The sequence below is a fragment of the Actinomycetospora sp. TBRC 11914 genome (assembly GCF_012933465.1).
Lineage (GTDB): Bacteria > Actinomycetota > Actinomycetes > Mycobacteriales > Pseudonocardiaceae > Actinomycetospora.
This window is the reverse complement of the sequence record NZ_JABBND010000002.1, coordinates 136868-163490: the sequence shown is the minus strand read 5'-3', so window position 1 is coordinate 163490 and position 26623 is coordinate 136868. Positions and strand designations below refer to the sequence as shown.

Below are 26623 nucleotides of genomic sequence, written 5' to 3'. Positions count from 1 at the left end.
GACCACCGGCGGGCTCAGCCGGCCACGCCGCGGCCGCGGCCGATCTCGAACAGCGCCCAGGCCTCGTCCCAGTCCGCCATCCGCCGCCGGTCGAGGACCCGGTGGAGCACGGCGAGGAGCCCGACCAGGCCGAGCCCGGTGGTCAGGAAGGCCCAGAGCGCGAGCGCCAGGCCCTCGAGCGCCGCCTGGCCGTCGCTCATGGGCGGCCGCACCTGGTGGCCGGCCGCGTCGACCCAGGCCGACCACCGGTCGCCGACGTGGACGGGGTGCAGCTCGATCCCGGTGACCGGGCGGACGGTGCCGTCCGGCGCGGTCCACGAGGCGGTCACGTCGAGCGAGCCGGTCGGCGGACCGCCCGCCGGGGTCAGGTGCGGGACCACCCGCGTGATCGTCGCGGCGACGGGGTGCGCGGTGGCCCGGACGAGGTCCGCCTGGTCACGGACGTGCTGGGCCCGGGCGCTGCCGAGGGCGAGCAGGAACGGCACGAGCACCACGAGCAGGGCGAGCGCCGCCCACCGCGCCGCGGTCTCCACCCGGTCCGAGCGGCGCCGCAGGGTGCTGCGGCGCGGCACGAACGCCGTCCAGAGCCGGTCGGTGGGCGATCCCTTCGTCGCGGCCATGATCGGGTCCTCTCTCGTCCGGGTCGGGCCCGAGCCTGTCCGGCGGCCCCGGGGAGGGGGCAGGGCCGAACGGCAGGGCCGCCCGGCCCTGGGCGGGCGTCGCGACCCGGACCACGCTGCCCGGGTGAAACCCGTCGACCTCGTGGGCCTCCACGTCGAGGCGATGTCCGGCTCGCCCGTGGTGATCGTGCGGGAGCACGACGCGCCGCACCGCGTGGTCCCGATCTTCGTCGGGGGCGCCGAGGCCGCCTCGATCGCGGTGGCCCTGAGCGGGCAGCGACCCCCGCGACCGCTGACCCACGACCTCATGGTCGCGCTCGTCGCCGGCCTCGGGGCACAGCTCGACCGGGTCGAGGTGACGGCCCTGCGCGACGGCGCGTTCCTCGCCGAGCTCGCGGTCTCCGGACCGGACGGGCCGCGGCGCCTGGACGCGCGGCCCTCCGACGGCATCGCGCTGGCCGTCCGCGTGGGTGCGCCGCTCTACGTGAGCGAGGACGTGCTCGACGAGGCGGGTACGGTCCTGGCCGAGCAGCCCGCCGAGGAGGACATCGACCAGGTGGTGGCGGACTTCCGCACCCACCTCGACCGCCTCGACCCCGACGCCCTGGCCGCCGCGATCGGGGACCCGCCCGAGGGGCCCGGTCCGGACCCGTCCGGCCCCGACGAGGAGCCCCCGGAGCGCCGCGACTGACTCAGCCGGCCTCGGTGGTGCGGCTCTCGGACATGGTCGAGACGGCGGCCTGGAGGGCCGACCGCACCCCGGCGGCGTCGCCGGCCCGGGTGCGCAGCGCGGCGGCCATGCCGGCGAGCAGGTCGGTCAGGGCCCGCCGCAGCGTCGGGTCCTCCTGCAGGCGCGGATCCGCCCGCTCGAGGGCGTCCCGCAGGTCGTCGGAGAACATGGCGAACTGGGCGACGACGGCGGCGCGGCCGCGGTCGGTCAGCTCGACGAGCAGGCTCCGGCGGTCGTGCGGGTGGGGGCCGCGGCGCACGTGGCCCGCGCTCTCCAGCCGGTCGATCATCGAGGTCGCCGCCGCCGGGGTGAGGCCGGCCCGCGCCGCGATGACCGTCGGTGTCTGGCGCCCGTCGTGGAGGAGCTGGCCGAGGACGGCCGACTCGACCACCGACAGGTCGATCCCGGCGGCCATGGTGCGGCGGAAGCTGTCGGAGGCCACGATCAGCTCGCGGACCTGCTCGGCGAGGTGCTGCATCGGAACTCTCTCGGAGAGCTGGCTGTCAGACCGTCGAAGTATACCCGGTCGGGGCCCGGTTTCCTTCGACCGACGGACTTCTCGGAGCCCGCATCGTCGCGTCACCGCAGAATCCCGGAGGCGTAAAGGTCCGCGAGGACCGGCCGGTCGGCGCCTGTCGGTCCCCCACGCCGGGACCTACCGTCGAACCGTCGCGGGACGTTCGGCCCTTGACCCGGCACCGCGGCACCGCGCTCACCGTTCCCCGGGAGCGCGCGACCTCCCGACAGGACCCCCCATGGACTTCGCCATGTACGGCATCGGCTGCGCCTTCTGCGGCCGGGCCGTCGACTTCTGGGCCGACGACCGCACCTGGCCGTGCTGCTGCCCGACCCCCGCCGCGGACCGCCGGCCCACCGTGCTCCCCCGCGTCGCCGCCCCCGCCCCGCCCCGTCCCCGCCCTCGGCCCGTGCCTCTCGGGGTCGCGGCGTGAGCGGCCCGGACCTGACCCCGCCCCTCTGCGAACGCTGCTGGTTCCCCATCGAGGGCCACGAGCCGGTCCGGCAACGGACGACACCCGACGACGAGGTCGTCCTCATCGGCTTCGAGCACGCCGGGCAGCTGTGCACCCCGCAGCAGCCCGAGATGCACGCGGCGCCCCCGGGGAGCCCCTGAGGCGCCGATCCCCGACCGCGGCGTCAGCGCCCGGGAGCCGCCGACGACGGGTCCTGGGCGGTCGCGGTCGCCTCCGTCCCGGGCGCCGTCCTCTGCTCCGGGACCGCCGCGGTCCCCGGCCCGGCCAGGTCGTCGGGCCCCGGCTCGGGGCCCCGGGGCTCGTCCTCGCCCTGGTCGAGGCGGAACGGCGGGTAGTCGTCGGTCATCAGCGAGGCGTAGGCCACCACCCGCAGGACCCAGCGGTCGAGTCCGACGACGAGGTCGGCGATCCCCCGCGGGTAGCGGCGCGTGAACAGCAGCGCCACGACGGCGAAGAGCACCAGCAGCGCGATCAGGCCGGCGCCGGACGCGAACGCCGCCCCGGGCCCACCCTGGGCGGCCACGGTGCCGCCCGACCCGAGGAGCAGGACGAGCACCAGGTAGTGCGGCAGGACCAGGAGCCACCACTTGACCAGCACGAGCCCGCGGGACAGGTGCGCCGGGTGGTCGATCTCCAGCCGGGCCGGGTAGTCCGGCACGTCGGCGAGCGTGAACGGCGGATAGCGGTCGGTGCCGTTGGCGCCGTAGCCGTAGAAGGCCACCCGCCAGGCCCAGCGCAGCACGCCCACGTCGAACTCGAAGAGCGCGCGCGGGTAGCGCCCGGTGACGAGGATCGCGAAGAACGCGACCACGGTGAGCACCCAGAAGACCACGCCCAGCACGGCGAGCACGATCAGGTGCGGGATCAGCAGGAGCCACTTCACGAGCCAGAGGCCCCGCGAGAGCTCGGGGTCGAAGCGCCCCGTCACGCGGATCGGCGAGGGCGGAGGCGTGGGGTTCTCGGTCATGCGCGGCACGGTGCGGCGCCGCCCTCGGTGCGGGCAGGGCCGGGAGGCCCGCTCCGGAGGTCCCGTTCGTCCGGGTTCCGCGAGGAGCTGGATTCGGGTCAGCCGGGGGCCGACGCCCGGCGCATGGCGGCGGTCGCCCGCCGCAGGAAGTCCACGACGACGGCCTCGTCGTGGGCGTCGAGGTCGCTGGTGAGCGCGGTGAGCTCGGTCAGCAGGGGCGTCAGGGCCCGCCGGGCCTCGCGCCGGGCGTGGTCGGTCGCGACGAGCCGGGTGCGCCGGCCGTCGTCGGGGTCCGGGACCCGCGCCAGGTGACCCGCGTCGACGAGCCGGTCGACCAGCACGCTGGCCGACGCCGAGCGGATGCCGAGCCGGCGCGCCAGCTCGACGGGTCCGAGCGACTCCTCGGCGGTCACGACGTGGTCGATCGCCTGGAGGTCGATCATGCGCAGGTCGAGGCGGTGGGCCATCGCGGTGTGCATCTCCCGACCCGCCTGCAGCAGCCGGCGCAACGCCGTCGCGACGTCGTCCCGCTCCCGCTCCCCGGCCACGCGATCACTCTAGTGGCTAGACAATCGAGCGACATGTACCGTCGGCGGTGGGTAGAACGTCTAGTGATCGGGGTGGCCCGGATGACGACGACGGACGAGCGGGACGCCGTGGTCGTGGGCGGCGGCCCCGGCGGGATGCTGCTGGCCCTCCTCCTCGGCCGGGCCGGCCTGCGGGTGACGCTGCTCGAGGCGCACCACGACTTCGACCGCGACTTCCGCGGGGACTCGCTGCACCCCTGGACCCTCGAGCTGCTCGACGAGCTCGGGCTCTCCGACGTGCTCGAGCTCCCCCACCACCGGGCGCGCTGGTTCCGCCTCCACACCCCCCGCGGCACCGTCACGACGGCCGACTACGGGCGCCTCGCCTCGCCCCACCCGTACGTCGCCCTGATGCCCCAGGCCCGGTTCCTCGACTTCCTCGCCGAGCGGGTGCGGGCCCTCCCCCACGCCGAGGTCCGGACCGGGGCGCGGGTGGTCGACCTGCTCACCGGGCCCGACGCTGCCGTCCGCGGGGTCCGGGCCCGGACCGACACCGGGACCCTCGACGTCCCGGCCCGCGTGGTGATCGGCGCCGACGGCCGGTTCTCCCGGGTGCGCCGCCTCGCCGACGTCCCGGTCCGGCCGCTGGGGGCCACCACCGACCTGCTCTGGTTCCGGCTCCCCTCGCGCCCGGACGACCCGCCGGACGCCGACGTCGACCTGTTCTTCGGCCGCGACCACTACGTCGGGCTGCTGGCCGGCACCGCGGGCTGGCAGGTCGGCTACAGCCTGCCCAAGGGCGGGTACGCCGCCGCGCGCGAGGCCGGGGTCGAGCCCGTCCGCCGGTTCGTCGCCGACCGGATCCCGTGGCTGGCGGACCGGGTCGGGGAACTGACCGACTTCTCGCAGACCACCCTGCTCTCGGTGGAGATCGCGCGGGCCGACCGCTGGTGGCGCCCCGGACTGCTCCTCCTCGGCGACGCCGCGCACGTCATCTCCCCGGTCGGTGGGAACGGCATCCTCATGGCCCTGCAGGACGCCGTCGCCGCCGCCAACCACCTCGTCCCCGCCCTCCGCGGCCCCGGCCCCGTGCCCGACGGCACGCTCGCCGCGGTCCAGGACGACCGCGAGCCCGCCGTCCGCCGCGTGCAGGCCCAACAGGTGCGCATCGAGCGCAGTACGGCGGCGGCGCGGGAGCGGGGCCGCCCGATCACGCCCCCGCGGGCGCTCGCCGTCCTCAGCCGCCTGCCGCCGGTGCGAGCGAGGGCCGCGCGCGCCAACGCGTACGGCCCGCAGCCGCCGCGGCTCGCCGCCGGAGCACGCTGACCGGGCCGAAGGCCACCGCCCACGGGGGTCCTCCGGCCCGGGCGCCCGCGCCCGCCACACGCTGGGCTGGACCCACCACACCCGACACCGGGAGGGGCACCGTGGACGTCACCGTCAGCCACCCACCGGACAAGGTCGACCTGAGCCGCCCGGTGCGGATCGTCCACGACACGACGACCGTCGCCGAGGCACTGCTGGTCATGCACCGCGCGCACCTGCGACACCTGCCGGTGGTGCGGCGTGGGCGCTGCGTGGGGGTCCTCGTCGACGTCGACCTCGTCGCCGCCGCCGTCGACGGGCGCGCGGGCGAGGTCGGGCCGCTCGCGCGCCACCCGGTGCCCACCGTCGGGCTCGACGCCGACGCCCCCGCCACGGCCCGCGCGATCGTCGACGGCGGGATGGACGCGGCGCTCGTGGTGGACGACGGGGTGGTCGTCGGGATCGTCACCGCGACCGACGTCGTCGGCGGCCTGGCCGACGTGGACCTCACGTCCGCCGCGGGGCCGTCCTGACGGTGGTGGGGAGCGCCGCCCGGGGCTCCCACGACGTCAGCCGCAGGCGGGCGATCTCCCGTCCGTAGGTGGTGCCGGGGAACCAGGCCACGGTCGCCGTCGACGGGACGCGGACCGCGCCGAACGAGCGCCACGCGTGGACCTCGTAGCCGATCTCGGCCCAGCGCGACCGTCCGATGCCGTACGGGTCGCCCCACCCCTGCGTGCGGACCCCGAGGACGTGGCCGTGCGGGTGGACGCGGAGCCGCAGGTCGAGGTCGCCGGCCACCACGCGCAGGCGGTTCCGGTCGAGGCGCTGCCAGGTGGCCCCGGTCTCCGGGCGCAGCGCGCCGGGGACCCACAGGGCGGCGAGGGCGCGGTGGGTGTGCGCCCGCCGGGCGGCGCCGACGCCGTCGTCCTCCTCGGTCGCCTGCCCGGAGGTCGTCCGCCGCAGCGCGTCCCCGCCGTGCTCCTGCTCGACCAGGCGGCGCACCCCGAGGACGCGGGCACGCAGGACGAGGCCCGCGCGCGGCGCCACGGTGGCGACGGCGCGCAGCGGCACCCACGTCCGTCCGACGCGAACGGTTCCGCGCACCCGGATCTCGCCCGCGGCGGCGGGCTCCGCACCGGGACGCAACGCCACCGCGAGGTAACGCGCGACCAGCGGGTCGACCGCGGGGTCCGCCGGCGCGGCGGGCGGGATCAGGACGGACACGGCGACCTCCTCCCCGGTGCGGTGGTGGTCACGGGTACAGGTGGACGAGGGCCTGGACGCACCCGGCCCGGGGGTCGAGACGGCGACCCCAGGCCGCGCGGTCGGCGGCGCCGTCGAGTGGTGCGGTGTGCACGTCCGCGCGCAGCCCCCGCAGCCCCGCCGTCACGACCGCGCGGTGCGACGCGATGCCCCCCGCGACGTGGTCGCGCGCCCCGTCGCCGTGGGTGCACACGGCCAGCACCGGGTCCCACCGCCACGGCAGGTCGACCCCTTCGGCCTCGGGGATCGGGGCGCCCGGCCCGTGCCACGCGGGCGCACCGTCCTGCGTGGGGCCGTTGGACAGCACGAGCCACGACCGGGTGGTCGAGGCGCCGCGGACCACGTCGACGACCTGCGAGAGCTCCGGGCGGTCCCGCCCCGCCGGGAAGCCCTCGCGCAGCCGCCGGTCGACCCGGTGGCGCGCCAGCGCCAGGGGGATCGCCGGACGGCGCCGGACCGCCTCCACCGTCACGAGCGGCTCGGCGGCCGCGTCCTCGGCGACCTCGCGGCGCGGCTCCCAGCCGACACTGCGGATCGCGGTCTCCAGGCGGGCCACGAGCCGCCCGCAGGCCAGGAGGTCCCCGTGACGCGGCCCGGTGCCGTCGGAGCACGGGACCACCTCGACCGCCCGCCCGCGCACGGTGACCGACCCCGCCGGCGCGCTCGGTCCGGCGACCGGCTCCACGGCCTGCAGCAGGACCCCGAGCTCGGCCGGCGTCCACGTCCCCACCCCGGCGCGGGCCGCGCGTGTCGTGGTCACGGGTACCTCCCGACCCGCGCGGGTCCCGACGACCCCCCTGCGGGTGCCCTCACAGCGTCGGCCGCGCGCCGCGGCCGGCGGCAGGGGCGAGGGGCTCGGGGCCGGGAGTCGTTGGGCCCGGCTCCACGCCCGATCACGTCCGGACGGCCCGGGCCCGCCGGGCCCAGCGCCCCTGGGACGACCGGCCGCCGTGATCGACGCTGGCGCGGACGCGCAGGAGGAGGTGTCCCCATGAGCACCCGCGGACCCACCCTCGACGGCGCCCTCGGCGGCCTCGACGTGGCCGCGCTGCTCGCCGCGGGCGCCCTCGCCCCCTCGAGCCACAACGCCCAGCCCTGGGACCTGCGCTGGCGCGGGGGCGCCGTGGAGGTCCACGCCGACCCCGCGCGGGCGCTCCCGGTGTGCGATCCCGGGCACCGCGAGCTCCGGCTGGCCTGTGGCGCCGCGACCGCGAACGTGCGGCTGGCCCTGCGTGCCCAGGGGCGGCGGGCCCACGTCCGGCTCCTCCCCGACCCCGACGACCCCTGGTTCCTCGCCACGATCACCGTCGGGGGCCCGCTCCCCGCCACCTCGGCCGAGGAGGCCCTCGCGCACGCCATCCCGCGCCGCCGGACCGACCGCTCCCCGCTGGCCGGCGACGGCGTCGGGCCCCGGGTCCGCGAGGAGATCCGGCGAGCCGCCCAGCGCGGGCGGTCGTGGGCGATCTTCGTCGACGGGGTGCCGGAGCGGCGCGCACTGCGGGAGCTCACCGTCCGCGCCCACGAGCGGCAGCAGTCCGACCCGGCGTTCCGCGCGGAGTGGGACAGGTGGGTCGGCGGCGGCGACGGGGACGGGGCGGGCCTGCCCCGGGAGCTCGCGCGGCGGGCACCGCGACCGGACTGCACCTGGCGCCTCCGCGACTTCGCCGCCTCGGCCGACCCCGACGACGAGCGCCCCCCGGCCGCGCCCGACGACCCGGCACTCCTGGTGCTCGCCACCACCCTCGACCAGCCGATCGCCCACCTCGACGCCGGGCAGGCGCTCCAGCACGTCCTGCTCCTCGCGACCGTCAGCGGGCTGGCGGCCTCGTTCGTGGCCCCGCCCGTCGAGGTGGGCGAGACGCGGGCGGAGCTCCGGCGGCTGCTCGGCGGCGCCCTCTGGCCGCAGGTGGTGCTCCGCCTCGGCGTGCGCCGCCGGGCGGTACCACCCCCACCCCGCCGGCGGACCGACGGCACCTGCTGAGCGTTCGTTCCGTGGCCGAGTGCGCTTGACACTCCCCCGGCCGGGTCCACGATGGTCCGGGTGGACGACACCGCACCCGGAACACCTCCGGGGCCGCCCGACGTGCCGGCCGGGCTGGCCTTCCCCGGCGCGGTCCGCCTCGAGCTCGACGAGCTGCTCGACCAGGTGATCGAGCGCGCGAGCGAGCTGAAGACCGTGCAGGGCCGGTTGCGCAAGCTGCTGGCGGCCACCCACCACATCGCCCCTCGGCTCGACGTCGGTGAGCTGCACCAACGGGTGGTCGACAGCGCCCGCGGCCTCGTCGACGCCCGGGCCGCGGTCCTGGCGCTGGTGCGGGGCGACCACCCGGCCGCCGTCACCTCGGGCGCGGCCGACGGCGACGTCGCGGAGCTGGGGCGGCTCGCCACCGGTGACGGCGTCCTCCGGCCGCTCCTCGTCGACGAGGTCCCGCTGCGCCTGGCCACCCTCGACGGCGACGAGGCCCACCCCTACCTGGGCGTCCCGCTGCGCGTGGGCGGTGCCGTGTACGGCGCCCTCCACCTGCTCGACAAGCGCGGCGCGACGGAGTTCAGCCGGGACGACGAGGAACTGGTGACGACGCTGGCCGGCGCGGCGGGCGTCGCGATCGAGAACGCGCGGTTGCTCGACGGCGCGCGTCGGCGGGCCCGCTGGGAGTCCGCGGCCGCCGAGCTGAGCCGCCGTCTGCTGGCGGGGTCCCTCGACCCCACCGAGGGTCTGCGGCACCTGCTCGACGAGGCCCTCGTGCTCAGCGACAGCCAGGGGGCGGTCCTCACGACGGTCGAGGACCGGGACCCGTCGTCGGTCACGGTCCCCTGCGCGACGGGGCTCCTCGGGAGCCTCGAGGGCCGCCGCTACCCCGAGGACGACACCATCACCGCGGCGGCGCTGGAGTCCGGGCGGGCGATCGTCGTCAGCTCGGTCACCGCGGACGGGCGGGGCTCCCAGCTGGTGGAGGCGGCGCCGAGCGTCGCGAGCGCGCTGGCGATGCGCCTGTCCGACGGCATCGCGGGCGACGGGACCCACTCGGTGCTGCTCCTGGTGCGCGACGGAGGGCGGCGGTCCTTCGAGGAGGACGACGTCGACCTCGTCGAGGGGCTCGCCGCGCAGGCCTCGACGACCCTCGCGGTGGCCCGCAGCCGCGCCGACCGGGAGGCGCTGCGGCGGGTCGAGGACCGGGAGCTCCTCGTCGCCGACCTCAACACCCGGGTCCTGCAGCGGCTGCTGAAGGTCGGCACCGCGCTGTCGAGCGCCGCCTCGGCCGCGGACGGCGCGACGCGGGACCGGGTCCTCGCCCAGGTCGACGAGCTGGACGACCTCGTGCGGGAGCTGCGGCGGGCGGTCTGGCGGAGCCCACCGGGCGCCGGGGGCACGGCCGCCGTGACGCCGTCGCGATCCGAGCAGGTCCCTCGGCCCCGGGGACGGTGACCGTTCGCCCCTGAACCCCCGGGCCGGAGGGCGCCCACGCTCGGCGTCGGGCGTCGGCGAGGGAGGACGACATGGGGTGGGGCTGGGCCGGTGATCACGGCGTGGACGGGGCCGTGGGCCGCCGTCACGTACTCGAGCACCCCTGACGGCCACGACGGGGCACCCGATGGACGAGGTCGTCACGTGCGGGCACCGCCACGGTGCGGTCGTGGGAGGCCGGTACCGGCTGGAGCAGGTGCTCCGGTGCGGGCCCGGGCGGTGCGAGCACCGCGCGCACGACGAGCTCCTGCGCCGCACGGTCACGACGGTGATCGCGGAGCCGGCCAGCCCGGAACCGCTACCCGACGCCGTGACGCTGCCGATCAGCGCCCGCACCGAGCACGGCCCCGGCCTGGCCGAGGTGTACGACGGCGGCGGGGAGGACGGCGTCCTCTACCTCGTGGTGGCGCGGGCCGAGGGTGCGTGTCTCGCGGACGACCTCGCCGCGGGCCCGCTGCCGGTGCCCGAGGTCCGCGCGCTCGGCGTGCAGATCGCGCGGGTCCTGCTGCCGGTCCACCGCCACGGGTACGCGCACGGCGCGCTCGGGGCGCAACTGGTGACCCGAGGGCCGTCCGGCGTCACCGTGGCCGGCCTCGGGGTCGAGGAATGGCTACGTCGCTGGGCCCATCAGCGGTGCGACCCGCCCCATCCCGCGCCGGAGCAGCGGGCGGCGCGCTCCCCGATCTCCCCCGCGACCGACGTCTACGCCCTCGGCCGACTCCTCGGCGCCGCGGCGGGGCGGCTCCCGCGGTCGGAACCGTTGCGTGCGGTGCTCCGCGCGATGACGGCGCGTGATCCCACCTCCCGCCCCGACACCCGGGCCGTGATCGACCTGCTCGGGGGCCGGAGGCGCCCGGGAGCGGACGACGAACCCGCCGGGCCCGGCCGGGCCCTGGCGGGGACGCTCTCCACCCTCGCGCTCGCGGGCGCCCTCGCCGTGGGCGGCCTCGCCGCACACATGGGCCCGTCAGGGCTCCTGGGGGGCGCCACCCTCGGCTGGCCCTCGTCGCCCTCGCGGGTGGCCGACCGGCCACCCGCCCATGCCCCCGCCGACCCCGGTTCGTCCGGCGACGAGGGCGGGAGCCGCCCGGGCGAGGCGGATGGCGTGACGGAGGCGCGGGTGTCGAACGCCCGGGTGGCGGCGCCCCGGATCACCGGGACGCAGGCGACCCGGCCGCGGATCACGGAGACGCGGGTGCCGCACTCGGCGCAGTCGGCGCAGCCGCGGGTGCCGCACTCGGCGCAGTCGGCGCAGCCGCGGGTGACGCCGACGCAGGCGACGGAGCCGCGGGCGACGCCGAGGCAGGCGCCGGAGCCGCGGATCACGGAGACGCAGGTGGCGGAGCCGCAGGTCGGGAACGACACGCATGCCACCTCGGCGAAGCGCGGGAGCCGCGGCACCACCGGCACCGGCACCGGCATCGACACCAGCGGCCGCCGGACGGCGGACCCCGGCACCACCCCCGCCCGCTCGGCCCCGCGCCGCACCGTCGCGGACCCCTCGCTCGAGGGTCCCGGGACCGCCGCCCGCCGCTCCGCCGTGCCGCGCCCGCAGGACCCGGCACCGACGCGCCGAACGGTGGCGCCGGCGGACCAGCGCAGCGCGCCGGACGCGAACGCCGCTCCGCGGATCACCACACACCCGGTCCCCCAGCGCACCGTCCCCCAGCGCACCGTCCCCCAGCGCACCGTCTCCCAGCGCACCGTGCCGCCCCGGCGCCACCCGGCGCCGCGCCGGTCGCACGCGCGGACCGTTCCGACCAGCTCCCTGACCACCACCGTCCTGCCGGTCCCCGGTGACCCGGACACCGAGCTCCCCGGGGGCTGACGACGAGCCTTCCCGGGGCAGAGAGGAGGACCCCGTGACCCAGGAACCCCGGGCCCGGGAGGTGCTGCGCGAGGCCGCCCGGCACGCGCTGCTGGCCCCGTCCGAGCACAACGCCCAGCCGTGGCGCTTCCGGCTGCACGGCGCCGTCCTGGACCTGCGGGCCGACCGCACCCGGCGGCTGCCGGCCACGGACGAAGCGGCCCACAACCTGCTGCTCGGGTGCGGCTGCGCGCTGCACCACCTCCGGGTCGCGCTCGCCGCGGCCGGCCGGGAGGCCGACGTCCGGCGCGGGAACGACGAGGACCCGGAGCACCCCCTCGCCCGGGTGCGCCTCGGCGGGCCGACGACCCCCGACCCCCGCACGCGCCGGTGGTTCGGCGCGATGCCGGGACGCCGCACCGACCGGCGGCGGTTCTCCGGCCAGGAGGTGGGCCCGGAGGTCGTGGAGGCGCTGGCCGAGGCGGCGCGCAGCTGCGGCGGCACGCTGTTCCTCGCGACGGGCTCGGTGCGCCGGGCCATCGTCGAGGCCGCCGCCGAGGCCGACCGTGCGATGCGCGCACGCCTGGACTACGCCGCCGAGATGCAGCACTGGACCCGGCGCTACGCCGGCGCCCACGACGGCATCCCGGCCAGCTCCCGGCCCGACACCCCCGCCGTGGCCTACGGCGACGTGGAGATGCGGTGGATGCCGCCGGGCACGCTCGACCGGCCGCGCGCCGGCCCCGGCGCCCGGGACGCCTCGCAGATCCTCCTGCTCGCCGCGCCGTCCGCCGACACCGTCTCGCTGGTGCGGGCCGGGGAGGCCCTCAGCGCGGTCCTGCTCGAGGCCGAGGCCCTCGGGCTCGCGGTGACGCCCTTCACCGCGCCGTTCGAGGAGCCGGCCGTCGAGGCGCGCATCCGGCACCTCGGGATCGGGGCGCACCGCATCCCGGTGATCGCGCTGCGGGTCGGCCGGCGGCTGCCGGGCGCCGCGACGATCCCCCCGACCCCGCGCCGCCCCCTGCACGCGGTGCTCACCGAGGACCCCTGACCCGCGACACGGCGGTCCCGCCGCCGGGTCGACCGTCGACCCCGGACGCGGGGCCCTTCGGCCGTACCGGCGCGCTCCGCCGCGGATTGGACTGCGGGCGTGATCGACCGTGACCCGCACGTCCCGGCGGGCAGCCGCGCGGCCCGGCGGGCCGTCTCCCCCGTGCGGGCGGGCTGACCGGTGGTCGCCCCCGTCCGCACCGCACCGGTCCTGCTGCGCGCCGTCACCATCGGCATCGAGCTGGTGCTCGGCCTCAGCGCGGTCTACGGGGGCATCGGCCTGCTCACCGGCACCATCGGGGTGCCCGACACCTGGCTGGAGGAGACCCCGTTCGGGTCGTGGCTCGTCCCCGGCGTCGCGCTGCTGCTCGTCGTGGCGGTGCCCATGCTCACCGCGGCCGTGTCCGAGGTCCGGGGCTGGGCCGTCGCCACGGCGATCTCGGCCACCGCCGGGCTCCTGCAGGTGGGCTGGATCGCCGCACAGCTGCTGCTGATGCACCGCTACGACCCGCTCCAGCCCCTCGTGCTGGCACTCGCCACCGTCCTGCTGGCCGCCACCGGGCTCCGCGTCCGGTCCGGACCGGGCCCGTGAACCCTCGCGGGATCTGTCCCCGGAACGGCGCTCCTGACGCTGCGGCGAACGGTCCTGTGGCAGCCCGTCGGCCACGTGTCGCACGACGCGGGAGCCGGATCGTCGATTGCCACGCCGAGTAGGCTCGAGTGGTCGGAGTGGCGTTCTGGTGCGGGTGAGGTGGCACCGATGGCGGAAGGGCAGAACGGACGGTCCGCGCCGCCGGCCCGCCACGACGACATCCGCATCGACGTCGTCGAAGGCCTCGTCCGCGAGATCCACACCGGGTCGCTCGACCGCGTCATGAAGGTCTCGCTCCGGCTGATGGCGCTCGCCTCGTTCGCCGACCCGCCCGGCCGGGACGTCCTGCTCGCCCAGGTCGAGCAGCTCGACGCCGCGGTCCAGAACGTGCGCGACATGTTCTTCCGGGACCATCCGACGACCTGCCCCGCGCCGGAGACCGAGCCGGAGGAGGAGGACGGCCGCGTCGAGGTCGCCCTGCTCGACCGCAAGGGCGTCATCGTCTGGACGAACCGGGCCTGGGACGACTTCTGCCGGGACAACGGCGGCGACCCCCGATACGCCGGGGTCGGCCGGTCCTACGTCGGGATCTGCGACGACGCCGGTGACGCCACCAGCGCCGACCTGGCCCGCTCCATCCGAACCGCGGTCCGTGGCGCTCTCCCGATCCCGGCCCGCACCGTGATCTCCTGCCCGGCCCCGGGCCGGCCGCGCGCGTTCGACACGCTGGTCTCCACCCGCTTCGACGACGACGGCCGCACGATCGGCGCGCTCGTCACGCTCTCCGAGGTGGGCGTCGCGGCCATCGTCGGCTGACCTCGCGACTCAGGGCACGAGCACCGCGGCGCCGGTCACCCGGTCGGCGGCGAGGTCGGCGAGCGCGCGCCCGGCGTCGTCGAGCGCGTAGGGCATCGTCGTGACCTCGAGGTGGTGGCGTCCGGCGACCGCCAGGAACTCGCGGGCGTCGGCGCGGGTGTTCGACGTGACGCTGCGCAGCGTCCGCTCCCAGAAGAGGTGCCGCTGGTAGTCGAGCACCGGGATGTCCGAGAGGTGGATTCCGGCGACGGCGAGGGTGCCGCCCCGGTCGAGCGCCTCGAGGGCCGGCGGCACGAGGTCACCGACCGGGGCGAAGAGGACCGCGGCGTCGAGGGGCTCGGGCGGCGGGTCGGTGGCCCCCTGCGCGGAGGCCGCGCCGAGCGCGAGCGCGAGCTCCCGCGCCTCCCGGCTCCGGGTCATCACGTGGACCGTGGCGCCCTCGGCCAGCGCCACCTGCGCGGCGAGGTGGGCGCTGCCGCCGAACCCGTAGACGCCGAGCCGCCCGCCCTCGGGCAGACCCGACCGGCGCAGCGCGCGGAACCCGATGATGCCCGCGCAGAGCAGCGGGGCGAGCTCGACGTCGGAGTAGCCCGTCGGCAGCCGGTGCACGTACGCGGCCGGGGCGACCGCGTGCTCGGCGTAGCCGCCGTCGGCGTCCCACCCGGTGTACCGGGACTCCGGGCAGAGGTTCTCCGCGCCCCGGCGGCAGAAGCGGCAGCGCCCGCAGGTGTGGCGCAGCCAGGCGATGCCGACGCGGTCCCCGACGGCGAGGTCGGTCACCCCGGCGCCGAGGCCCTCGACCTCCCCGACGACCTCGTGCCCGGGCACCACGCCGACCCGGTGCACCGGCAGGTCGCCCTCGGCCACGTGCAGGTCCGTGCGGCACACCCCGCAGGCGAGCACTCGGACCGCGACCTCGTCGGCGGCCGGCTCCGGGACCGGCGTGTCCACGGGCGCGAGGGGGAACGACGCCGCCGGGCCGGGGCGGGTCACGCGGAAGGCCCGCATGGTGGTGGTCACCGCGGCCATGGTCCCCCCGCGCCGGTCACGGTGCCTCACGGTGCCTCACGCCGACGCGGCGACGGCACCGGTCCGGGCGGCCACGAGGGGGCGGACGGCCGCGGGATCGCCGGGGACGAGCGCGACCGGGCACCGGGCCCGCCGCAGCACCGCCCGGCCCACGGCGTCCGAGGGCCCCGGCCCGAGACCGCCGGTGCCCAGCACGAGCAGCCCGGTGGACGGTCCGACGAGGTCGAGCAGCTGCTCGGCCGGATCGCCGTGGCCGAGGACCTCGTGGACGTCCACGCCCGACCCCACGTCCGCGGGGCAGGCGTCGAAGACGCGACGGGCACCGGCGACGGCCGGGGCGGTGTGCGCCCCGGGGAGCACGACGACGACCAGCAGCGGCCGCTGCCAGGACCACGCCACCGCGGCGGCCAGCCCGACCGAGGCGTGCCGGAGCTCGTCCGGCTCGTTCGGGTCGACCGCGACGACGACCTCGCCCAGGTGGCGCTCGGCATCCCACCGGGCGGGGACGACGACGACCGGGCAGGCGCAGTCGACCACCAGGGACGAGCTCAGCGGCACGGCCGCGGGCTCCCCCGGCTCCTCACCGTCGCTGCCCACGACCACCAGCGACGCGTCGCGGCCGGCCGCGGCGAGGGCCGGGCCCGGCCGCCCCGTGACGATCCGGGTCGCGGTGACCACCGCGGCGCTCGCCAGGGCGGCGCGCCGGGCCGCCGCGAGGTCGGCGTGGGCCCGGCGGGCGCCGTCGACCGGGTCGGCGTCGTCGGGGACGGCCGCGACGAGGTCCACGGGGAGGGCGCGGCGGTCGGCCTCGCGCGCCGCCCAGGCCACCGCGCGCAGCGCGGCGGGGCGGCCGTCGACCCCGACGACGACGGGATGGGGAGCGGTGGTCACGGATGTCTCCTCTCGGACCGCTCTACGCCCGGGCGTGCGGCGCCTCGTCCAGCAGGCGGCAGTCGGCGCCGGGGAACACCAGGCTGCGGTGCTGGTCGAGCCACTGCACCCAGTAGGGCGGCGAGCCGTCGGCGTGCGTCAGTGCCACGACCCGGCCCTCCTTGCGCGGGGTCCGCTCGTCGGGCCCCTCGACCACCACCCACGTGCCCACCTGTGCCTGCACGGCGCCCTCCTCGGTTCGGTTGCGGGGCACCGTCGGACGGGTGCCGGGCCCCGGCCAGGGCCGCCCGACCCCCGGGCCCGGGGTCCGGTGACCCTGCGGCGGCCGTCGGACGTCAGTGCGGGGATCCCCAGCCGGGCCGCGCCGACCAGGCGTGCCGCGGCGGCCCGGGCGGCGGCACCACGAGCACCGGGCACGCCGAGAGGCGGAGCAGGTCGGCCGTGGGCGAGGGCGCGAGCAGGTCCCGGGCCCGTCCGCGCGCCGGGCGCCCGGCCACGACCAGCTGGGCGTCCCGGCTGCCGTGCACCAGCGCGTCCAGCGGCTCCCGGTCGACGACCTCGACGTCGACCCCCACCTCCGGCCGGGTGATCCGCCAGACGGCGAGGTCGTCCTCGCAGCTGCGCTCCGCCGCGTCGGCGTCGCCGAGCCCCTCGACGGCCCGGACGGCCCGCAGGTCCACCCCGTACCGGGCCGCCGTCTCGAAGGCGGAGCCGATCACCTCGGGCCCGGTCCAGGGCGCGAGCGCGAGCACCACGCACGCGTCCGGCCGCGGCAGCGGGCGGTCGGGGACGGCGACGAGGGGCTCGGTGAGCATGTCCACGAGGGCCGGCAGCTGCGGGAGCGACTGCGGCACCACCAGCAGGCGGGCGCCGGCCACGGCGGCCGCGAGCTCCCGCGCGAGGGCGCACGCCGACGACCGGCGCAGGGGGGACAGGACCCGCGAGACCACGTCGCCCGCCGTGCGCGCCAGGAGCTGCACCAGGGTCGTCGCCGGTCCCGGCTCCGGCGGCGGGTCCGCGGGGTCGACGAGCACCTGCAGCGAGCCCCCCGTGCGCGCCGCGTGCCGGGTCGCCCAGCGCAGCACCCGGCGCCGGGAACGGTCGGTCGGGGCGAACACCCGGACGCTGCGCGCCCGGTCCCTCCCGACCCGGTCGGCCGGCGCGGGCCCGACGGACGCACCACCTCGCTCGGCCGATCCCGGGAGCGTCCGCGGTCCCACCTCGTGTCCCTGGGTCACGGCGGCGAGGCTTCTCGCAATCCGGCCAGACCGGCAGGGCCGGAGGTCCCGACACCGAGATCGACCCGCGCCGCCTCCCCCGTCCCGGATGATTCGGGACCAATGGCCCTCCCTGCGCCACGAAGCGGTCACCAGGCTGTGACGCGGACATCACGAGCACGGAGGGTCAGGACCGGGGGTCGGATCATGGAGGACTTCGGGGCACGGGCAGGGTTCGTCGGGTCGCTGCTGGAGGGCGACGAGGGGCTGCTGGTGGTGCGGGGCGCGCAGGGGGCCGGCGCGGCCCGCCGGGTCGGCGAGCACCTGCGGTCGCTCCTGGTGGCAGGCGCCCGCCACGTCCGACTGGACGCGCGCGGCGCCACCGGGCTGCACGACGACCTGCTGCCCGTCCTCGGGCAGGCGCAGGCCCGGCTCAACGTGCGCCGGGGCGTCCTCACGGTCGCGGGGCTGTCCCTCGAGACCGACGCCGTCGCCGGCACCCCCGCCGAGGCCCCCGCCGGCACACCCGCCGCCGCCTGACCGGTCCCCGCACCCGGGCGGCGGGGCCCGGGACCTTCGGACGCCGCCGGGAGGCGGATCGACCCTGAAGCACCGGGCCGTCGCGCTCCTACCCTCCTGCTGCCGGCAAGGGCGGTCGGCGGGGCACGAGGGGGTCGGCGATGGCGGACATCGGCATCGATCTGGGCACGGCGACGACGGTGGTCTGCCACCCACGCGACGGCGTGGTGCACGACGAACCGACGTTGCTCGTGGAATGGCCGGCCCGCCGCGGCCGGGAGCTGCTGCTCGGCGACGAGGCCGCGGCGATCGAGGGCCGGACGCCCCCGGGCGCGCGCATCGGGCACCCGCTGCGCGGCGGCGCCGTCACCGACCTCGGCCTGGTCCGCACCTACCTCCACCAGCTGCAGCGCCGGACCGCGCGCGGCCGGTGGCGCCTCCGCCGGCCGCACGCGGTCCTCTCCTGCCCCGTCGACGCCACGCCGCTCGAGCGGCGGGCGCTGCTGGAGTCGGCCGAGGAGGCCGGGTTCGGGCACGTCGACCTGCTGGCCGCCCCCCTCGCGGCCGCCCTCGGCTGCGGCCTCGACCTCACCGACTCCCGGGTCCAGGCCGTCGTCGACGTCGGGGCCGGCACCGCCGAGATCGCGATGTTCTGCCGCGGCGTCGTGCTCACCGACCGCTCCTGCCGGCACGCCGGTGACGAGATGACCGCCGCCCTGCGCGGGCACCTGCGCGACGAGCACGGCCTGCACCTCTCGGCGCCGGCGGCCGACGCGGTCAAGGTCCGTTCCTGCACGTCCCGCGAGGCGGTGGTCGCCGAGGGCCGCGACGTCGTGTCGGGGCGCCCCAAGGTCACGACCGTGGAGCCCGGCGACGTCGAGGCGGCCGTCGCACCGGTCGTGCGGCGCCTGGTGGTGGCCCTGGCCGACTGCCTCGACGACCTGCCGGTGGCGGGGGTCCCCGACCTGCTCGCCGGCGGCGTGGTGCTCGTCGGCGGCGCCTCCCTCGCGCTCCACCTGCAGGAGGAGCTCGAGGCGGCCCTGGGCTTCCCGGTCAAGGTGCCCGAACGCCCGCGGACGTGCATCGCCGAGGGCCTGGCGCTGGCCGGCGGACGGCCCGAGCTGCGGGCCCGCCCCGCCTGACCGCCGGTCCCGCACCCCGACCCCCGCACCGCACGTCCCGCCCCCGCACCCCACGTCCCGCTCCGCCCTCGAGCCCGTCCGGAGCCCGCGATGAACCCCGCCCCCACGTCCCCGGGGCCCGACCGGGTCCTGCCCACCCCTCCCTTCCCGCCGCCCCGGCGCCCCCGCGACGGCCGCGTGGCCGCGGCCCGGGCGTGGCGACGGCTGTGGCCCTGGCTGGCCGCGCTCGCGGTCGTCGCGCTCGTCGTCGTCACCGAGCTGGTCCTGCTGCAGGGCCGGCTCCGCGCCGACCTCGCGCGCCTGCACGAGGCCGGCGGTGCCCCGCGGCCCCCGGCGACCGCCCCGACGGTCCCGCTCCCGCCCGTCCCCGTCGCGGCGCCCGCCGCGGCCGGCGACGTCGCGGGCGTCCGGGCCCGGCCCCTCGACCCGCCGTGCACCCCGGGCGCCGCCTGCACCGTCGTCGTCGCGGTCGACCGCCGGGCCGGGACGCCCGCGGCGCCGGTCGCGTGGCGGGCCCTCGTCGTCGACCGCTGCCACGGCACCACCACGGACCTCGGGGCGGGCACCACCCCGGCGGCCCCCGGGGCCTGGGGCCTCGCGACGGTGCCACTCCCGCCGGGTCGCGCCCTCGCCCTGGTCGCCGTCACCGCGGCCCCGTCCCGCGCCGCCGCCGCCCCGGTGCTGATCGGGGCGGGACCGTGCTGAGCGGCGAGAGCGGGGGCTGGGACGACGTCCCGCGCCGCCGGCCGGAGCCCGGCGGGGAGTGGGACGGCGGACGGCGCCGGCCCCTCGCGCGCCTGCGCCGGAGGACCGCCCGCCGGTTCGGCGCGCGCGGTGGGCTCGGTGGGGCCGCGCGCGAGGACCGCGCGGCGCGGCGCCGGTCCCGGGCGCGGGCCCGCGAGGAACGCGGCGCCGAGCCGCGGCGCGCCGCGCTCGCCGACGCGGCCGCGATCCTCGCCGCCGTGGTCCTGGTCGGCCTCGGCGCGGCGAACCTGCTCGCGGCCGGGGAACCGGACGCGGCGGTCACCAAGCTCGTCACCGGTGGCGTCGGGCTGGTGCTGCTGCTCCTGGTCTCGGCCCGGCGCCGCCCGGTGACCCCCGCGCTGGCCTGGTCCGTCTACGGCCTCACGGTGCTCCTGCTGCTCGCGGTGCTCGTCGCCGGCCTCGAGGTCAACGGCGCCCGCCGGTGGCTGGGCGGCGGGACCCTGACCCTGCAGCCCTCGGAGCTGGCGAAGCTCGCCGTCCCGCTCGTCCTCGCCGCCGTGCTCGCCACCGGCCGACCCAGCTGGCGCCGGTTCGCGCTCGCGCTGCCGCTGGCCGGCGTGCCGATCGTGCTCGTCGCGGACCAGCCCGACCTCTCCACCGCCACGCTGCTCACGCTGACCGCGGCGGCGGTCGTCGTCGTCGCCCGCGTCCCGGCGCGGTACCTGCTGCCCGTGCTCGCGGCCGCCGCGGTCGCCGCGCCGCTGACGCTGGGCCTCCTGCACGACTACCAGCTCGCCCGCCTCGGCACCTTCCTCACCGGGTCGCAGTCGGCCGAGGGCCCCGGCTGGGCCGTGCGGCAGGCCCGGCTCGCGATCGCCCGCGGCGGGTGGTTCGGCGACCGCACCGACCCGGTGCACACCCTGGCGGCGGGGTACCTGCCCGAGCGCGAGACCGACCTGGCGCTCGCCTCGCTCGCGTCGGGCTGGGGGGCCGCCGCGGCCGCGCTCGCCGTCGTCGCCGGTCTGGTGATCGTGTGGCGGTGCGTGCTCGGGGCGCGCTCACCGCGCAGCGCCATCGGCCGCCTGCTCTGCGCGGGGTTCGCGGTGCTGCTCGGCGTGGAGCTGGTCGTGTCGACGGGCGGCAACCTGGGCCTGCTGCCGGTCGCGGGCGTCCCCTTCCCGATCCTCTCCGCCGGCGGCACCGCCACCGTCGTCCACCTCGCCGCGCTCGGCCTGGTCCTCGGCGGCCGCCGCGACGGTGCCCGGCGGGCGTTGTGGGCCCCGGCGGCCCGCACCCGCCCCCGGCTCGCCCGGACCGCCGTCGTCGCCGTCACCGTGGTGCTGGCGGTCTTCGCCGGGTACGGGGTGGGCCTCGTCCGGGACCCGGTGGCCCTCGCCGCCGGCGTCGACCAGATGACCCGGTGCGTGGTGGTCCCGGCGCCGCGGGGCGCCATCGTCGACCGCCACGGGGCGCTGCTCGCCGCCGACGCCGGGGACCGCGACGTCCGGCTCGCCCCCGCCCTGCTGCGCGCCGACCCGGGCGCCGTCGACCGCCTGGCCGGTCTCCTCGGGAAGCCCCCGGCCGCGGTCCACGCGCTGGTCGACCGCGCCCCCGCGACGACGGTGGACCTCGACGCCGGCGTGGTGCCCGGCCCGACCGGCGACACCGTGACCCGCGCCGCGCTGCCCGGCGTCGTCGTCGTCCCGGCCCCGCGGCGCAGCTACCCCACCGGCCCGGTCCTCGGGCCCGTGCTGGGCTGGGTCGGCGCCGCGACCCCGGTCGAGACCGCCCGGCAGGCCGACCTGGATCCACGGGGCACCACCGGGCGGTCCGGGATCGAGCAGAGCTACGACGCGGTCCTGCGCGGCGTGCCGGGCGAGCAGTGCTACTGGGTCGACCCGGCCGGGCGCCCGGTGGCCCCGGGGGCCCGCCGGGACCCCGTGCCCGGCGCCACGCTGGCGCTCACGATCGACCTCGGCATGCAGCGGCGGCTCGTCGCCGACGTGGCCGCGTCACTGGGGGGCAGCCCCCGCGGCGCCGTCGGGGCCGGGGTCGCGATGGATCCCCGCGACGGTTCCGTGCTCGCCCTGGCGAGCTGGCCCAGCCACGACAACGGGCTCTACGGACCCCCGCTGGACGCCGCCGCCCTGGAGCAGGTGTCCAGCGGCCCCGGCGACCCCATGATCAACCACGCCATCGCCTCGGCGGTCCCGCCGGGCTCGACGTACAAGCTCGTCAACGCCGCGGCCGACATGGTCCACCCGGTCGTCCCGCCGGACCTGGTGGTGCCGACCGGCGGCAGCTTCACCTACGGCGACCACACGTTCGGCAACTGGCGGGTGCTGCCGCCGCAGGACCTCGTCGACGCGATCGCCTGGTCGAACGACGTGTACTTTTACAAGCTCGCGGTCGCGCTGGGCCCGGAGAACATGATCGACACCGCCCACGCCCTCGGGGTGGGGAGCGCCACCGGGATCGACCTGCCCGGCGAGAGCGCCGGCTACCTCGGCACCCCCGCGAGCGTCGCCGCGGACGGCGGCACCTGGTACCCCGGCACCACGGTCATCCTCGGCATCGGCCAGGGCGCCATCCAGGTCACGCCGCTGCAGGACGCCCGCTGGACCGCGGCGGTCCAGACCGGCGCCCTGGTGACGCCCCACCTCGGGATGGCGGTCGGCACCGGCCCGGGAGCGACCGCGCTCCCCCACCCGACACCGGCCCCGCTGCCCTTCGCCGACCGGCTCGGGCCGGTGCGCGACGGCATGCGGACCATGGTCACCTCGGGGACCGGGACGGCCCTGGCCGGCGTGGGGGTCCCGGTGGCGGCGAAGTCCGGCACCGCCGAGGACCCGTCGGTGCCCGGCGGCGGCGTCGACGACTGGATGACCGCCGCCGCCCCGGCCGGCGCCCCGCGGCTCGTGGTCACCGCGCTCGCCCAGAGGCCCGACGTCGGCGGCTCGCGGACCGTGGACGTCGTCGCCGACATGATGCGGACCTACGGCGGGGCCGGCCCCTGAGCCGCTTCCGGGCCGGTTTCCGGGCCGGTTCAGGCCGCCTCGGAGCCGGGGTCCTCGTCCTCCTGGGCCGTGCACGACGGTGCGCAGTGGACGAACGAGATCAGGCTCGCGCTGAAGGCGGGCCCGGTGACCTGCACCGGGGTCCGCCGGGCGGTCTGACCGGGGAGGATCGGGAACCAGCAGCGTTCGCAGAGCGCGGGCACCGTCGGGTCGAGCCCGCCGTCGGGGTCGTGCCTGTCGTCGGACATGGGTACTCCCGGGATGCGTCGAAGGGGTCGCCGGCCGGAGGAGAACAGCCGCACCACCAACGGCCCGGCCGGCGACCGACCCCCGGTCCCGCGGAAGGGGAGCGGACCCGACGGCCCCTGTGACGCTAGAGGGACCGCGGGCGGGCGCGCAGGGCCCGCACGGGCCAACCCGTCGCGATGATCCGGTGGCCGAGTAGCGCGATCCTCGAAACAGGCACGCCGACGAGCCGGACGCCGGTCCCGCCCTTGGGGGGCGGACGGGTACCGCCGTCCGGCCGTCCGGAGCCGTGGGTGACCAGGCGTGGCGCCGTCCGAGCGGGCCCCCGTGCCACGCCGGCGTCCGGCGGGGACACGAAGATCCACGGCACCGACCCCGCGGGTCGATCTCCGCGTGGCCGCCCGGGCTCCGGGTGGGCCCGGCCGAGGGGAGCCGGCGCTTCTCCTCCGCGTCGACCGTGGCCTCGTGGGGCCCGGGGCGCACGATGACCCGCCGGCGGCGGCGCCCGACAGGGCCGAAGGTCCCGACCTGCTCAGCGCCCGGGCGACTGCCCCTTGACCTGGTTCGCGAGCACGGCCGCCTGCACCCGCCGTTGCATCCCGAGCTTCGCGAGCAGCGCGGACACGTAGTTCTTGACGGTCTTCTCCGCGAGGAACATGCGCTGGCCGATCTCGCGGTTGGTCAGCCCCTCCCCGATGTAGGCGAGCACCTCGCGCTCCTTCTCGGTGAGCTCCGCGAGCGGGTCGACCGCCTCGGTGCGGTCCCGCAGCCGGCTCATCAGCGCGGTCGCGGCCCGGCCGTCGAGCAGGGAGCGGCCCGCGCCGACCTCGCGCACGGCGTTGACGATGTCGTTCCCGCGGACGTCCTTGATGACGAACCCGCTCGCGCCGGCGAGCACGGCGTCGAACATCGCCTGCTCGTCGGTGTAGGAGGTCAGCATCAGGCACCGCAGGTCGGGCATCCGCGAGCGCAGGTCGCGGCACAGCTCCACCCCGCTGCCGTCGGGGAGCCGCACGTCGAGCACCGCGACCTCGGGCTCGAGCGCCGGGATGCGCGCGAGGGCCTCGGCCACGCTCCCGGCGTCCCCGATGACCCGGAGGTCGTCGTGGGCTCCGAGCAGGTCGGCCACCCCCCGCCGGACGACCTCGTGGTCGTCGACCAGGAACACCGTCGTCATGGTCCGCTCTCTTCCGTGCTGGGTCGGCCGGCTCAGGCGTCGACCGTGTCGGGCTTGGTGGGATCGAGGGGCACCCACCAGGTCAGGCGGGTCCCGGGGCCGACCGGGCGCCGCGCGACCCGGGCGTCCCCACCGGCGGCGCGGGCACGGCCGGTCAGGTTGGCCAGGCCGCTGCGCGCGACGGTCTCCGGGATGCCGATCCCGTCGTCGACGACCTCCACGGCCAGGACGGAGTCCGCCGAGACGGTGACCGTGACCTGGGAGGGCGCGGCGTGGCGCACCGCGTTGCTGACGCCCTCGCGCACCACCGCCTCGACCGCCACCGCCAGGTCCTCGGCGAGGTCCTCGACGTGGCCGGAGACCCGCACCACCGGGTCGACGTCGGTGTCGGCGGCCATCTCCCGCGCCGCCGCCCGGACCCGCGTGATCAGCGCGCCGCCGCCGCGGGCCGTGTGGAGGTCGAAGATCGAGGTGCGGATGTCGCGGATGATCGCGTCGATCTGGTCCACGGCGTCGTCCACCCGCCGCGCCGCGTCCGACTCCGGCAGCCGGGCGTGCGCCGCCTGCAGGCCGAGGCCGAGGGCGAAGAGCCGCTGCAGCACGTGGTCGTGCAGGTCGGCCGCGATGCGCTCCCGGTCGCTGACGACGTCGAGCTGGCGGCGGGCCCGCTGGGACTCGGCGTGGCGCAGCACGAGGGCCGCCTGGTCGGCGAAGGAGGCGAGGATCGACAGGCCGTCGTCGCCGGCGGCGTCGACCCACCCGTCGATCCCGACGACCACGAGCACGCCGCTGATCTCCTCGCCGCTGCGCATCGGCACGGCGAGCCCCGGCGCCCCCTCGCCGTCGCCCTCGCGGAGGACCAACGCGTCGACGGCCTGCGGGCTGCCGGTGTGCGCGACGGCGCCGAGGACGGTGCCCCGGGTCGGCAACCGGGTGCCCACCGGGAAGCGGCCCTCCAGCCCGACCGCCACGGTGACCCGCACCGGCGGCTCGTCGCCGTCGTCGGTGACGCGGGGAGGTGTGGTGATGAGCGCCCCCGAGGCGCCGATGAGCTCCGCGGCCCGCTGCGCGACGAGCGCGAGGGCCTCCCCGGGGTCGGTACCGGCGAGCAGCGTCGTGGTGATCTCCCCCGCGGCCTCCAGCCAGCGCTGGCGCAGCCGGGTCTCCGCCACCAGGTGGCGCGTGCGGGTGTGGAGCCGGGCGTTCTGGACGGCGATGCCCGCCGCCGCCGCGAGCGACGTCGTGACCTCCTCGTCGGCCGCGGTGAAGGAGCCGCCGCGCTTGTCGGTGAGGTAGAGGTTGCCGACCGCCCGCGTCCCGACCCGCACCGGGACGCCGAGGAACGAGCCCATCGGCGGGTGGCCGGGGGGCACGCCGACCGAGGCCGGGTGGTTCCGCAGGTCGTCCAGCCGCAGGGGGACGGGGTGGCGGATGAGCTCGCCGAGCAGCCCGTGGCCGGTCGGCGGCGGACCGAGGCCCGCCCGGGTGGCCTCGTCGAGGCCGACGGTGACGAAGCGGGCCAGCGCGGTGCCCTCGTCGTCGAGCAGCCCGAGCGCGCCGTACCGAGCGTCGACCAGGTCGACGGCCTCGCGGACGATCCGCGGCAGGGTCTCCTCGAGGTCGAGTCCCTCGGCGACCGCCACCATCGACCGCAGGAGCCGGTCGGCCCGCGGGGGCCCCGACGGCGACGACGCGTCCGTGCTCCCGCCACGCCGGTCGAGCCGGAGCCCGCGTGTCGTCTCCGGGATGGTCGCCCCCACGTCGTCGTCGCTCCGCGCGGGCGCACACCCGCTGCGCGCCATCCTCGACCGGGGCGGCGGCGAACGCCAGGGCCGAAGGTCCTCCGGTGATCTCCGCGGCCCGCGTCCCGGGAGGCCTCAGCCGGCGGCGCCACGGTCGGGCGGGCGCCGGAACGCCGCCCAGTCCTCCTCCCACTGCCGCAGGCGGCGGCGGTCGAGCACGCGCCGGAGCAGCGCGAGCCCGGCGAGGAGCGTGACCAGGACGGCGCCGAACCCGCCGACGTCGGCGACCCAGCCCTGCAGGACCGCGTCCTGCTCGGTGCTCGGGGGCGCCACCGCCCGGAACCCGCGGTCGACCCACATCGGGTAGGGCGAGCCCACGGTCACGTCGTCCCCGTCGTAGCCCACCCGCGGCAGCGTGTGGACCGACCCGTCCGGCTCGGCCCAGGCGACGGTGAGGGCGACGGTCGTGCCCGCGCCCACGCCCGCGTCGCGGGGCGACACCGTGACCACGGTGGCCGTGACCGGGTGCCCCGTCGCGCGGACCTCCGCCGCCCCCTCGCGCATGGCCCGCGCCCGCGCGTCGCCGAGCGTGAGCACGACGGGCACCAGGAGGAGCAGCACGGCCAGCGCGCCCCACCGGGCCGCGGTCTCCCAGCGGTCCGAGGGCCGGCGCAGGGCGCTGCGCCGCGGCACGAACGCCGTGTACGCCCGGTCCGCCGCGGACCCGCGCCGCCGCCCTGCTCCGGTCATCGTCGGCCCACCTCCCCGGGGTCGTGGCGTGCCCCGGGGAGCATGGCGGC

Annotated in this window: 28 protein-coding genes and 1 pseudogene; 15 read left to right on the top strand and 14 right to left on the bottom strand. The window is 78.1% G+C overall.

Annotated elements, in window-relative coordinates:
* Nucleotides 1-14: 14 nt before the first annotated feature.
* Nucleotides 15-620 (bottom strand): hypothetical protein, encoded by a 606-nt coding sequence (locus HH311_RS06725; protein ID WP_169182852.1) that lies wholly within the window; start codon nucleotides 618-620, stop codon nucleotides 15-17.
* Nucleotides 621-744: 124 nt separating this feature from the next.
* Between HH311_RS06725 and HH311_RS06720 the strand changes: the two genes are divergently transcribed.
* Nucleotides 745-1311, top strand: coding sequence for a bifunctional nuclease family protein (locus HH311_RS06720; protein WP_169182851.1), 567 nt, complete (start codon nucleotides 745-747; stop codon nucleotides 1309-1311).
* A 1-nt stretch (nucleotide 1312) separates the two neighbouring features.
* Here HH311_RS06720 and HH311_RS06715 read toward each other — a convergent pair whose 3' ends face one another.
* The gene (locus tag HH311_RS06715) at nucleotides 1313-1828 is read right to left on the bottom strand and encodes a MarR family winged helix-turn-helix transcriptional regulator (protein WP_169182850.1); all 516 of its coding nucleotides are present in this window, start codon (nucleotides 1826-1828) and stop codon (nucleotides 1313-1315) included.
* A gap of 277 nt (nucleotides 1829-2105) precedes the next feature.
* On the opposite strand from HH311_RS06715, the gene HH311_RS06710 reads away from it, so the two are divergent.
* Together HH311_RS06710 and HH311_RS06705 are read left to right on the top strand one after the other, a co-directional pair.
* Entirely contained in the window at nucleotides 2106-2300 is a 195-nt protein-coding gene (locus tag HH311_RS06710) for a hypothetical protein (RefSeq protein WP_169182849.1), read from the top strand.
* Entirely contained in the window at nucleotides 2297-2482 is a 186-nt protein-coding gene (locus HH311_RS06705) for a hypothetical protein (protein WP_169182848.1), read from the top strand. The genes HH311_RS06710 and HH311_RS06705 overlap by 4 nt, the downstream gene beginning before the upstream one ends.
* A gap of 134 nt (nucleotides 2483-2616) precedes the next feature.
* On the opposite strand, the pseudogene HH311_RS06700 reads toward HH311_RS06705, so the two are convergent.
* Together HH311_RS06700 and HH311_RS06695 are read right to left on the bottom strand one after the other, a co-directional pair.
* Nucleotides 2617-3309, bottom strand: a pseudogene (locus HH311_RS06700) (DUF4389 domain-containing protein); the annotation flags it as partial.
* 98 nt (nucleotides 3310-3407) lie between these two features.
* Nucleotides 3408-3857, bottom strand: a complete 450-nt coding sequence (locus HH311_RS06695; protein ID WP_312029981.1) for a MarR family transcriptional regulator — start codon at nucleotides 3855-3857, stop codon at nucleotides 3408-3410.
* 81 nt (nucleotides 3858-3938) lie between these two features.
* On the opposite strand from HH311_RS06695, the gene HH311_RS06690 reads away from it, so the two are divergent.
* The gene (locus HH311_RS06690) at nucleotides 3939-5162 is read left to right on the top strand and encodes an FAD-dependent oxidoreductase (RefSeq protein WP_169182846.1); all 1224 of its coding nucleotides are present in this window, start codon (nucleotides 3939-3941) and stop codon (nucleotides 5160-5162) included.
* Nucleotides 5163-5263: 101 nt separating this feature from the next.
* Complete coding sequence (locus tag HH311_RS06685) at nucleotides 5264-5674, top strand: CBS domain-containing protein (RefSeq protein ID WP_169182845.1); 411 nt, start codon at nucleotides 5264-5266, stop codon at nucleotides 5672-5674.
* Here the strand turns inward: HH311_RS06685 and HH311_RS06680 are convergent.
* Both HH311_RS06680 and HH311_RS06675 read right to left on the bottom strand, forming a co-directional pair.
* Complete coding sequence (locus HH311_RS06680) at nucleotides 5649-6368, bottom strand: DUF6544 family protein (RefSeq protein ID WP_169182844.1); 720 nt, start codon at nucleotides 6366-6368, stop codon at nucleotides 5649-5651. The two genes, HH311_RS06685 and HH311_RS06680, sit on opposite strands and share 26 nt — an antisense overlap.
* Before the next feature lie 28 nt (nucleotides 6369-6396).
* Nucleotides 6397-7167 carry a hypothetical protein gene (locus HH311_RS06675; RefSeq protein WP_169182843.1) on the bottom strand — a complete coding sequence of 257 codons (771 nt, stop codon included), beginning with the start codon at nucleotides 7165-7167 and terminating at the stop codon, nucleotides 6397-6399.
* A 231-nt stretch (nucleotides 7168-7398) separates the two neighbouring features.
* On the opposite strand from HH311_RS06675, the gene HH311_RS06670 reads away from it, so the two are divergent.
* The 6 genes from HH311_RS06670 to HH311_RS06645 all read left to right on the top strand — a co-directional run bounded on the left by HH311_RS06670 (nucleotide 7399) and on the right by HH311_RS06645 (nucleotide 14138).
* Nucleotides 7399-8388 (top strand): Acg family FMN-binding oxidoreductase, encoded by a 990-nt coding sequence (locus HH311_RS06670; RefSeq protein WP_169182842.1) that lies wholly within the window; start codon nucleotides 7399-7401, stop codon nucleotides 8386-8388.
* 60 nt (nucleotides 8389-8448) lie between these two features.
* A complete protein-coding gene (locus tag HH311_RS06665; RefSeq protein WP_169182841.1) occupies nucleotides 8449-9834 on the top strand; it encodes a GAF domain-containing protein in 1386 nt (461 codons plus the stop codon).
* A 208-nt stretch (nucleotides 9835-10042) separates the two neighbouring features.
* The gene (locus HH311_RS06660; RefSeq protein ID WP_169182840.1) at nucleotides 10043-11701 is read left to right on the top strand and encodes a hypothetical protein; all 1659 of its coding nucleotides are present in this window, start codon (nucleotides 10043-10045) and stop codon (nucleotides 11699-11701) included.
* Between the two features lie 34 nt (nucleotides 11702-11735).
* Complete coding sequence (locus HH311_RS06655) at nucleotides 11736-12731, top strand: Acg family FMN-binding oxidoreductase (RefSeq protein ID WP_169182839.1); 996 nt, start codon at nucleotides 11736-11738, stop codon at nucleotides 12729-12731.
* Between the two features lie 180 nt (nucleotides 12732-12911).
* Nucleotides 12912-13322, top strand: a complete 411-nt coding sequence (locus HH311_RS06650; protein WP_169182838.1) for a hypothetical protein — start codon at nucleotides 12912-12914, stop codon at nucleotides 13320-13322.
* Nucleotides 13323-13490: 168 nt separating this feature from the next.
* On the top strand, nucleotides 13491-14138 hold the full coding sequence (locus HH311_RS06645; protein ID WP_169182837.1) for a PAS domain-containing protein: 648 nt from the start codon (nucleotides 13491-13493) through the stop codon (nucleotides 14136-14138).
* Nucleotides 14139-14147: 9 nt separating this feature from the next.
* Here the strand turns inward: HH311_RS06645 and HH311_RS06640 are convergent, their stop codons facing one another.
* From HH311_RS06640 to HH311_RS33155, 4 genes are all read right to left on the bottom strand, one after another.
* A complete protein-coding gene (locus HH311_RS06640; protein ID WP_169183099.1) occupies nucleotides 14148-15146 on the bottom strand; it encodes a zinc-binding alcohol dehydrogenase family protein in 999 nt (332 codons plus the stop codon).
* A gap of 57 nt (nucleotides 15147-15203) precedes the next feature.
* Nucleotides 15204-16058 (bottom strand): universal stress protein, encoded by an 855-nt coding sequence (locus tag HH311_RS06635; protein ID WP_169182836.1) that lies wholly within the window; start codon nucleotides 16056-16058, stop codon nucleotides 15204-15206.
* A gap of 22 nt (nucleotides 16059-16080) precedes the next feature.
* A complete protein-coding gene (locus HH311_RS06630) occupies nucleotides 16081-16281 on the bottom strand; it encodes a DUF1918 domain-containing protein (protein ID WP_169182835.1) in 201 nt (66 codons plus the stop codon).
* 112 nt (nucleotides 16282-16393) lie between these two features.
* Nucleotides 16394-17176 (bottom strand): universal stress protein, encoded by a 783-nt coding sequence (locus HH311_RS33155; RefSeq protein WP_169182834.1) that lies wholly within the window; start codon nucleotides 17174-17176, stop codon nucleotides 16394-16396.
* A gap of 306 nt (nucleotides 17177-17482) precedes the next feature.
* On the opposite strand from HH311_RS33155, the gene HH311_RS06620 reads away from it, so the two are divergent.
* From HH311_RS06620 to HH311_RS06605, 4 genes are all read left to right on the top strand, one after another.
* The gene (locus HH311_RS06620; RefSeq protein WP_169182833.1) at nucleotides 17483-17815 is read left to right on the top strand and encodes a hypothetical protein; all 333 of its coding nucleotides are present in this window, start codon (nucleotides 17483-17485) and stop codon (nucleotides 17813-17815) included.
* Between the two features lie 140 nt (nucleotides 17816-17955).
* Nucleotides 17956-18936: a rod shape-determining protein gene (locus HH311_RS06615; RefSeq protein WP_169182832.1), complete on the top strand. Its 981-nt coding sequence runs from the start codon at nucleotides 17956-17958 to the stop codon at nucleotides 18934-18936.
* Between the two features lie 90 nt (nucleotides 18937-19026).
* Nucleotides 19027-19641, top strand: coding sequence for a hypothetical protein (locus tag HH311_RS06610; RefSeq protein WP_169182831.1), 615 nt, complete (start codon nucleotides 19027-19029; stop codon nucleotides 19639-19641).
* A complete protein-coding gene (locus tag HH311_RS06605; RefSeq protein ID WP_169182830.1) occupies nucleotides 19635-22658 on the top strand; it encodes an FtsW/RodA/SpoVE family cell cycle protein in 3024 nt (1007 codons plus the stop codon). Before HH311_RS06610 ends, HH311_RS06605 begins: the two co-directional genes overlap by 7 nt.
* A 29-nt stretch (nucleotides 22659-22687) precedes the next feature.
* On the opposite strand, the gene HH311_RS06600 is transcribed toward HH311_RS06605, so the two are convergent.
* The 4 genes from HH311_RS06600 to HH311_RS06585 all read right to left on the bottom strand — a co-directional run bounded on the left by HH311_RS06600 (nucleotide 22688) and on the right by HH311_RS06585 (nucleotide 26573).
* Nucleotides 22688-22906, bottom strand: coding sequence for a hypothetical protein (locus HH311_RS06600; RefSeq protein WP_169182829.1), 219 nt, complete (start codon nucleotides 22904-22906; stop codon nucleotides 22688-22690).
* Between the two features lie 530 nt (nucleotides 22907-23436).
* A complete protein-coding gene (locus HH311_RS06595; RefSeq protein ID WP_169182828.1) occupies nucleotides 23437-24081 on the bottom strand; it encodes a response regulator transcription factor in 645 nt (214 codons plus the stop codon).
* Between the two features lie 32 nt (nucleotides 24082-24113).
* Nucleotides 24114-25841: a GAF domain-containing protein gene (locus HH311_RS06590; protein ID WP_169182827.1), complete on the bottom strand. Its 1728-nt coding sequence runs from the start codon at nucleotides 25839-25841 to the stop codon at nucleotides 24114-24116.
* 117 nt (nucleotides 25842-25958) lie between these two features.
* On the bottom strand, nucleotides 25959-26573 hold the full coding sequence (locus HH311_RS06585) for a hypothetical protein (RefSeq protein ID WP_169182826.1): 615 nt from the start codon (nucleotides 26571-26573) through the stop codon (nucleotides 25959-25961).
* Nucleotides 26574-26623: the final 50 nt, after the last annotated feature.

What these genes read in the sequence shown, in the direction of transcription:
- HH311_RS06595 (WP_169182828.1), bottom strand. Translation starts at nt 24,081, where the DNA reads ATGACGACGGTGTTCCTGGTCGACGACCACGAGGTCGTCCGGCGGGGG.
- HH311_RS06710 (WP_169182849.1), top strand. Translation starts at nt 2,106, where the DNA reads ATGGACTTCGCCATGTACGGCATCGGCTGCGCCTTCTGCGGCCGGGCC.
- HH311_RS06645 (WP_169182837.1), top strand. Translation starts at nt 13,491, where the DNA reads ATGGCGGAAGGGCAGAACGGACGGTCCGCGCCGCCGGCCCGCCACGAC.
- HH311_RS06670 (WP_169182842.1), top strand. Translation starts at nt 7,399, where the DNA reads ATGAGCACCCGCGGACCCACCCTCGACGGCGCCCTCGGCGGCCTCGAC.
- HH311_RS06620 (WP_169182833.1), top strand. Translation starts at nt 17,483, where the DNA reads ATGGAGGACTTCGGGGCACGGGCAGGGTTCGTCGGGTCGCTGCTGGAG.
- HH311_RS06715 (WP_169182850.1), bottom strand. Translation starts at nt 1,828, where the DNA reads ATGCAGCACCTCGCCGAGCAGGTCCGCGAGCTGATCGTGGCCTCCGAC.
- HH311_RS06690 (WP_169182846.1), top strand. Translation starts at nt 3,939, where the DNA reads ATGACGACGACGGACGAGCGGGACGCCGTGGTCGTGGGCGGCGGCCCC.
- HH311_RS06600 (WP_169182829.1), bottom strand. Translation starts at nt 22,906, where the DNA reads ATGTCCGACGACAGGCACGACCCCGACGGCGGGCTCGACCCGACGGTG.
- HH311_RS06615 (WP_169182832.1), top strand. Translation starts at nt 17,956, where the DNA reads ATGGCGGACATCGGCATCGATCTGGGCACGGCGACGACGGTGGTCTGC.
- HH311_RS06585 (WP_169182826.1), bottom strand. Translation starts at nt 26,573, where the DNA reads ATGACCGGAGCAGGGCGGCGGCGCGGGTCCGCGGCGGACCGGGCGTAC.
- HH311_RS06640 (WP_169183099.1), bottom strand. Translation starts at nt 15,146, where the DNA reads ATGCGGGCCTTCCGCGTGACCCGCCCCGGCCCGGCGGCGTCGTTCCCC.
- HH311_RS06610 (WP_169182831.1), top strand. Translation starts at nt 19,027, where the DNA reads ATGAACCCCGCCCCCACGTCCCCGGGGCCCGACCGGGTCCTGCCCACC.
- HH311_RS06725 (WP_169182852.1), bottom strand. Translation starts at nt 620, where the DNA reads ATGGCCGCGACGAAGGGATCGCCCACCGACCGGCTCTGGACGGCGTTC.